We start from the raw sequence: 8016 nt of genomic DNA, 5'->3' as shown, positions 1-8016 counted from the left end.
GGACAACGCAAGTCTCTCGCTTCAATGCCTTTGATCTAGCGACCGATCCCGACGCCGTCTAGTGATTCAACAGAGCCCATCTTTGATCTTCTTCTGTTCGCTGAGGAGACAGTCATAGCAGTTGCGTACCAAGAAGCCGAAACAGGGTGGGTAGTTGTGGCCAAAGAAACCGATGAAGACAGTAACGCGTACGAGAGTGCCTATGACAAGTTGCTTGAGTACCGTGGATATGAGGAGATTGAGCGGGAAGACGCCATGCGACAAGTGATCACGAAGCTGTACGGTATTCCTGAGGAGTTGGTCGAAGCCAATCCAGACGAGTTTGAGTCATTGGATGGTGGGTAACGAATGGGCGAGTTACCACCAAACGCGGCATGGCCTGACGGCTGGCGATACAGCCAGAAGCGAGGCGACTATTTCGTGCTCACATACGACCTCCACACGCATTACGTGATACAAACGACCGATGACGAATGGACCGTCGAGTACGAGTATAATGGCCGTCCGAACGGTTCGATGTCTGCGACAACCACGTCAGCGACTGGTTTTGAACGTCTGAAACGTGACCTCTACAACAACTTTCTCAGCTCGGAAGACAAATCCCATGACTTGAGCGATGTCTACAATCAGACGCTGCCAACGTATGCGGCAGTTTTCGTGGAATGTGTTCCAGAGGGAGACCTCCATCCGGTGACTGGGGACCGCCGTGTGAGTAACTATCTGGAGCTTCCTGACCACGAATTCATCATTCGTGAATATGGCGACGGGTGGGAACGATTTGATGTACGGACTGTCGATACCGTCGAGGAGTTGGAATCGGTTGTACGGAGCATCTCACTACCAAACGATGGTCCGATACCGGAGGTTGAGACTGCTGCACCGATGGAACTGAACCACTTCACGGGAGAGACCGACCAAGAATAATATGGTTAGTACCCCAAAGTTTGTATTCAGTACCCGATGATGGTGGCAGCAATTAAGATCGATGGAACTGATGGTAGCCGGTAGTCAAGGGTGATGCAATAGGGTTTCTCTGATTCTAGAACCACCCGTGCGAAAAGAAGCAGCAATCGCTAGCCGCGCAGCTACCGCGTCGGCAGTCTCGGAGAGAAAACGGAGGGTTAGCCGTAGTCAGTGTTCGCTATCTCTTCGAGCATCACCTTCCCACGAACCGGTGGGTCAGTGTCGTCCTCGTCGAAGGTCTGGGCTGCCCACGACTGCACGAACAGGTTGATCGTCGCCCACGCGTTGTACAGGAGGATGGCGAGCATCCAGACGAATCGCCGGGTGCCGAGGTCACGTGACCTCATTCGCGGGAGGAACTGATGCTTGATCTGTCGGAACGTCGTCTCGATTGACCAGCGCCGCCTGTATTGTTCGGCGAGGCTCCAGACGGTCGTCTCATTTCTCCGGTTTTCCGGGGTTAGCTCCGGGTGGATACCGGCGTTGTCGATCTCTTTGTTCGTGATGAACGCGACGTACTCGACGTCATCGTCGGGCGCGAGATCGCTCCACGTGAGCTGTCCCTCGGCCTGACCGAAGTCGAAGTCATCAAAGCCAGTCTGTTCGTGGTCGTCGTGGCGTTTCTCGCCCTGTTTCACTCCAGTCTGGTCGCGTTTTTCCACCGCGAAGAGGGTCGTCTTGTGGGTCATTCCTTTCCTCTTCGAGTTCATCTCGTAGTTCTTTCCCCAGTCAGCCGTTCCGGAGAACGTTTCGAACAACCGTTTTACGGGTTCACGGTGGGATTTTCGCATGATGTAGTCCTCGCCGATGTAGTGGATATAGCGACAGATGTCCACGTTGGAGAATTCGGCATCGGCAAAGAAACACTTGACGTCCACGAGGTCGGTGACGCGGTCGATAAGGTACTTCACAGCCTGGAAGAACTTATCGCCTGGTACCGACGAGACGTTCGCCAGTACCACGCTCTGTCCGTCGATGATGGCGTTGGCGGAGAGGTCTTTCCAGCCGTAGTTGGTGTCGAAGTGGGACTCTCGATAGACCCCGTCCGGGCGGTCATCGCTGCCCCGAGGGTGCTTGTGCCAACTCCGAATCGACCCGTCGATACAGACCGGCACCGGGCCGTCGATGACACCGTCTTCGGTGAGTTCGGCGACAAAGCGTTCGATGCCTTCCTCGGTAGTGGAGTGCCAGTCGTCGGTTCCACCTGGGTCATCGAGGAGATCGATGCTCCAGTCGACGCCGTCGGCGGCGAGAGCGTCCCAACTGTCGTAGACGTCCGGGTTCGGAGCCGTATCGTCAACGGAGGCGCGTGGTTTCACCCAGTGGACCTCGCCATCGACGACGACACGCTCACGTTCCTTGTTCCGGACGGCGCGGCGGTAGGTCTCGGGATCGAACGGCTCGTCTTCGAGGGCGTCAATCTCGGCGACATAGGAGTCCATCGACTCGGGGTACATCTCTCGCCGCCGTGCAAGCCACCCGGCGTAGTCGGTGAGGTCTTCAGTCGGAACGGAGACGTTGTCGGCGCGATCGAAGTCCACGATGTCCGTCAGAATCGGACGGATGCGGTCGTAGGCGCGGTCTTTCGCCGCCTCACGGACACCTTCTGCGGTAAATTCGGGAAAGGATTGAGACCCGTCATCGACACCCATCGCCATGAGGACACCGTTCCTGCCCCAGCCGATCTTATCGCGGACGTGCTCGGCCATCCTGCGCAGGCGCTCGTGTGCGTGGGCGAACTGCTGTTTCCACGACAGCCGGATCGTCTCGCGACTGCGCGGGGAGTCGAGTCCGAGAGCATCGACCACGCCGTCGGTGTTACGGAGGTGCCGGGCGATCTGTGGCCACGAGTCAAGCTCTTCTACGACGTGCCAATAGACGTGGAGGCGGGCCATCGTGATGACGTCTTCCTCGCCACGGTGTTCGTATCTGTCTTCGGCGGGGTGAAACCGGACGCGACGGTCGGCGATCTTCTCGGCGATGTAGACGTAATCGCGGTCTATCGGCTCTTCGACGGGTGGTATGAATCCCTCGGTAGCGATCTGCTCGGTGATGTGGTCTTCCCGTTGTGCCACTACTACGACGAGTTTGCAAGGGGAGGGTCATATCCTTTCCGCAAAATCTGGATGAGAGAATTGGTGCCTGCTCCCTCCGAACTGAAGTTGTACTTGCGGAGGCGCTGGTACTTCCACCGCGAGGTCAACGCCTCGGCGTCGCTGAGGTTCCAGTACCAGTCGATCTGGCTGTCCTGCTCTGATCCATCGTACTTCTTACGGATTGCGCACATCTGTCGCTGTTCATTCTGGTTGCCAATCGAAATCCGAATATAAGTGGCGATTTGAAGGGTGTGCTCGGGCATCCTAATCGTACTGCGATTCGGTGTATAAAGAACGGAAATTTTCGTATCAATATGGGAAACTGGTGTTTCTGAGGGCGGAATCGAACATCGATCTAGGAGATCAATCTTCAGTGGAGGATGGCTCGGCTACCACTATCATCACATTTCCCTTTTCCTTCCTGCTCTGTACACCCATCCACCGCTGACAATCACTGCTAGTTTTGGTGTTTTCGAGAAGGCAACCACCAGCGGCGAGATTGGGTAAACTATCAGCCACTTCTGTCGGTCACACTCGGTAGGTACGGTATGACGGCGTGTCTGTTTGCGGTGTAAGAAAGCGCCGCGGACTGAGTCGTCTCATCCGGAACCACCATGTCGATTACGTTCGGATCCATGTGATCGTCACGGCCGCCACCGAACCGCCATTTCGCTTTTTTCGCCGCAGCTGGCCGGATTCGCCCGGGGTCGGTCCCCGACTGTCCAAGTAGGAGTGGAGCAAATTCCATCATCGATACGTCACCGACCGCGTTCTTCGGGAATGAGACTGCGATTGCGTTCTGTTCAGGATAGCCCGCGGCGGTGACGGAGTCTCCAGCGACTATCTCGCCGTTCGCGTTTTCAATTCGAGCGCGCCAGCCTTCGGCCCAGACTCGGTAGTGGTATGGCTGTTCGAACTTTGCCCAGACCCCCTTCCGGGCAGTCGCTGTTGATGGGACCTTGCTCCCGGCGTTTGGGTCGCGGAGATAGACCTGCAGCGTCTGGAAAGAGAAGCCGTTCGGGCCGGCCCACGGGTTTACGACCGCTCCATTAAGGTAATAGACGAACCGATACCGGCCATCGTCTTCGTAGAGCTCGATCGCACTGATATCAAACATCCCGTTCTTGAACGAGTCGTTTGCCGGGTAGGTATAGCTCCCCGGCCCGTGGTCGTCACCGGCAGGGTCCTCCCAGCGCTTTAGCAGGCGACCGTTCAGTCCTCCCATCGAGAGATACGGAATCGTTGCCATAGTCGCTGAAGAGTAGGTGAGTGCCTCGGCTTGGCTCGTGCCACGCGGTGTAACGAGATCAATCACCTGTGGGTCATTTCCGAGCGTCGAGTCATTGCCGACTCCGCCGCCAAACCTCCAGCGCGAGTGCGTCGCATTCACGCGGCGGACACCACCAATACCGTATCCATCGTAACCACAGAGTACTGGGACGAGATCCATCTCCCCAAGTTGTCCGTTGAAAGCACTTTTAGGGACGCTAACAGCGATAGTGTTCTGACTCTGTACGGTGTAGACGGTAACATCCTTGCTGATTACAGCACCATCCGGGGCCTCAACCGCCATCCGAATTGGAAGATCGGAGCTCCCGTTGCGCTTGGGTTCAGGCGGAGCCACAAGCCGATAGTGGTACGGTTTTTCGAATTTCGCATTCATCCCTTCGCGGGCAACTTTGCCACCGCTACCGCCGTTCGGGTCGCGGACGTACACCTGTGGGAACTGCACGGAGTATCCCCCGGCGAGTCCGAATGGGTTGTCAACACCGCCGTCAACCTCGAAGGTAAATGTATAGCGGTCACCATCCTCATACACCCCAAATGAAGCAAGGTCGAATGCGCCATCGTAGAACACCTCATTGCTAGGATAGGTGTAACCCCCAGGGCCGTGATCGTCACCCGTCGGGTCGTTCCAGTGTTCGAGGAGATTCCCGTATAGTCCTTCTGTGAACGCCGTATATGGGATGGTAGCCAGCTCCGAGTTAGTATAAGAAAGTGCCTCGGCTTGCGTGACGTTCTGGCTCGTGCCAGTTGGTGGGAGCATGTCGATGATGTTCGGGTCAGTACTCATCGATGTTTTGTTGCCGGCCCCACCGCCAAAGTTCCGCGGAGAGTTCGTTGCATTCACGCGCCGAATATGGCCCTCATCAGCGGCCTCAGGATCGTAACCGAGCATGAGTGGGGCAATCTGCCACGAGGTGATATGCCCCTCGACCGATGCCTTGGGGAAATCGACCCGGATTGACTGCGTTGATGGACTGACGAAGATATCCCCTTCCGTGACTACTTCGCCGCCTCCGGTTTCGACCCGACAGCCATGTTCTCCGTCCGCGATGACACGGAGCTGGTACGGTTGGGACAGTTTTGCATTCACTCCTGCGCGCGCCTTGGTCGTGCCGCTGCTTGCGTCGGGATTCCGGAGGTAGAACTGGAGGTGTTGAAGTGAGAAGTCATGTTCGAGGTCCCATGGGTTTTTGATCGGTGCATCAACCGTTATTCGAAACTGATAGTTATCGGATGTCTCATGTAGTGAGAAACTAGTAATATCAAATGCGCCGTCAACGAAGACATCATCGGTCGGATAAATATAGCTTCCCGGTCCGTAGTCGTCGCCTACTTCATCGTCAAGTGTGGCGACCTGCTGACCGAGACCGGCGAGCGACTCCGCATCGTACACTCCGACCGTGTCAACCGTCACGGTTGTGAGTGCGGTTCGGGGGCTGTCATGGTTGCCGTTCTTACTACCTCCGTCTGAATTTTCCGGAGGACCAGCGCGTTCAGGCGGCCCAGCATGTTCGGGGGGACCAGCATTTCCGGGAGGACCAGCGTGTTCAGGTGGCCCAGCATGTTCGGGAGGTCCCCTGCCGTTCTTTCGTCCCTCGTCATTGGGGTTAGCCGGTACTTGTTCGATCTGGTCCGTATCGTCAACAGCACCCCGTAGCGTCACCTCCGCGGACTTATCACCAAAGTTGAGGACGACGACCGCCTGATCGTCACTAGCATCGCGGCCGTAGGCGACGATATTGTCCGAATCGCTCTGGTAGAAGACACCCACAAGGTCAGTGTCACCCTGAAGCACTGGGAGCGCGTGGCGGGCGTCGATCAATGATTTGTAAAACTGGAAGTGTTCTTTGTCGTACTTTTCCCAGTTCATGAATGCCCGAAAGTGACCTCTCTCCTCAAGCCGGGGCTCAGAGTAGTTCGAGAGGGCACGCTCCTGACCGTAATAGATCATCGGCACGCCCGGGAGCGTGAACGTTGCTGCAGCGGCGGCCTGCTGGGCCGCCTGGTCGGCGACATCAAGGTAGCGCCGCATATCGTGGTTCTCGATGTATTGAAGGAACGTTGCATGCTGTGGGAACCCTTCGTTGCGACGTTTCGTGACGATAGAGCGGAGTTCGTTAGGGTTGGTCCCGCCCTGACCAATGCTGCGCAGCATGCCGACCAGCGTTGAGTCGAAGTGCATATCGAATTCCTGCTCGGCGAAATTCGCTTCGTAGGGAATGACTTCATCAAGCAGCATCGCATCGGGATTGGTTTCCTTAACGCGAGTTCGTACCTCCGACCAGAAGTCGTGAGGTGTCCCATAGGCAACGTCACATCGGAAGCCATCGACTTTCTCAGCCCAGAAATCAATCACCGAAAGAATGTGTTCGCGCAGCGCGGGTGTTTCGTAAGCGATATTCATTAGATCGCTCCAGCCAAAGAAGGAATTAGGTGCTCCATCGGCTGTGCGCTCGTACCACTCATAGTATTTTGAGTCGGTACCCTTCGCCTTTGCGCCCTGAAAGAGTGGATGACGCTCGGCTGTATGGTTGATAACAAGGTCGAAGATCACCTTGATATCGTTCTCATGACACTGTTCGATAAACGCCTCGTACTCCGCGACAGTACCCAAGGCATCAGCTGTCTGGAAGTAGTCCGTGATGTCGTAACCGTGGGGACCGCCCGGAGAGTCAGGATTCAAGTGGCTAGTTGCCTCTAAGACCGGGGTAAGCCACACCCAGTCAACATCGAGATCGGCGAGGTAGTCAACCCGATCTCGGAGGTATCCGAAGTCGACCTGACCGGGACGCGTGCCGAACGACCGGGTGAAGATTTCGTAGCCTACGGAGTCCTCCAGCCAGTCGGGAACAGCGTTCAGCGCCTGTGCAGTTCGACTGTCTGCGTCAAACTCAATCGCCTCGGCGATACTATGACGTCTTCCGACCGCGACGGTGTGGACCTGGCCAGTACCCTCAACGGCGCTCTTTGGGACCCTGGCGGTCGTGCCATCAACGGTGATGTCGTCGGCGGTGAACGAGGCACGGTTATCGGGAATGAACTCCACGCCGAGGTCATCGGCGGTCAGGTCGCTGTTCGGTGCAGGCTCCGGTTCTGTCTCGATCACAAATGCCTTCTGCTTCTGATTGTACCGACTGGAGGCGTGAATCCGAGGCGGTCCGCTGACTTCCTCCGGTGGTTCCGGGAACACGCGCACCGTGACGCGATGCACACCATCGGGAGCGTCGAGTTCGAGGATGTATGTTCCGGGTACGTCCGGGTCAAATTCGACAATATTGTCGCCGTAGTTGTACTCAGCGCTGTTCTTGTAAAATCCTGTGACGGTGCTGTCGGCGGGTGTCTCGACGATCCGCCACGTAAAGGCGTCGTCAGGATAGTTTTTGGGATCACGCTGTGGATCGGGGATTCGCGGAGAGAGTGTATTCCGGCCGTCTGGTGCACCGTTGCCACGGTAGCTTACTCCAAGGGGATCAACGAGTTTCTGGCCCGCGTGAATGAACCGCGGCGGCCCCGGATGGTAGCTCTCCGTGATTGTTGATGAGGAGAGCGACCGTACGCTCTCGTTGAGTCCCGAACCGAGTGATAGTACGCCTCTGTTGCGTTTCGACTATTTAAAACCGGCGTGAGCCGGTAGTGACGACCTGATGTCTGTGGTTTCCAAGTCAGCAGG

At 56.6% G+C, this 8016-nt stretch carries 6 protein-coding genes; 3 read left to right on the top strand and 3 right to left on the bottom strand.

Annotated elements, in window-relative coordinates:
- The first annotated feature begins 156 nt into the window (after window positions 1–156).
- Entirely contained in the window at window positions 157–345 is a 189-nt protein-coding gene (locus ACQUQO_RS17540) for a hypothetical protein (RefSeq protein ID WP_435079839.1), read from the top strand.
- Between the two features lie 3 nt (window positions 346–348).
- The gene (locus ACQUQO_RS17535) at window positions 349–924 is read left to right on the top strand and encodes a hypothetical protein (protein WP_435079837.1); all 576 of its coding nucleotides are present in this window, start codon (window positions 349–351) and stop codon (window positions 922–924) included.
- 197 nt (window positions 925–1121) lie between these two features.
- Here ACQUQO_RS17535 and ACQUQO_RS17530 read toward each other — a convergent pair whose 3' ends face one another.
- From ACQUQO_RS17530 to ACQUQO_RS17520, 3 genes are all read right to left on the bottom strand, one after another.
- Complete coding sequence (locus ACQUQO_RS17530; RefSeq protein WP_435079835.1) at window positions 1122–3038, bottom strand: transposase; 1917 nt, start codon at window positions 3036–3038, stop codon at window positions 1122–1124.
- Window positions 3039–3040: 2 nt separating this feature from the next.
- A complete protein-coding gene (locus ACQUQO_RS17525) occupies window positions 3041–3322 on the bottom strand; it encodes a hypothetical protein (RefSeq protein ID WP_435079833.1) in 282 nt (93 codons plus the stop codon).
- Between the two features lie 248 nt (window positions 3323–3570).
- Window positions 3571–7557 (bottom strand): glucodextranase DOMON-like domain-containing protein, encoded by a 3987-nt coding sequence (locus ACQUQO_RS17520; protein WP_435079831.1) that lies wholly within the window; start codon window positions 7555–7557, stop codon window positions 3571–3573.
- Between ACQUQO_RS17520 and ACQUQO_RS17515 the strand changes: the two genes are divergently transcribed.
- Window positions 7552–7884, top strand: coding sequence for a hypothetical protein (locus ACQUQO_RS17515; protein WP_435079829.1), 333 nt, complete (start codon window positions 7552–7554; stop codon window positions 7882–7884). The genes ACQUQO_RS17520 and ACQUQO_RS17515 overlap by 6 nt on opposite strands.
- Window positions 7885–8016 lie beyond the last annotated feature (132 nt).

The organism is Halococcus sp. AFM35 (assembly GCF_051195015.1).
Lineage (GTDB): Archaea > Halobacteriota > Halobacteria > Halobacteriales > Halococcaceae > Halococcus.
The sequence above is the reverse complement of the archived record's forward strand: the minus strand, read 5'-3'. Positions and strand labels throughout refer to the sequence as shown.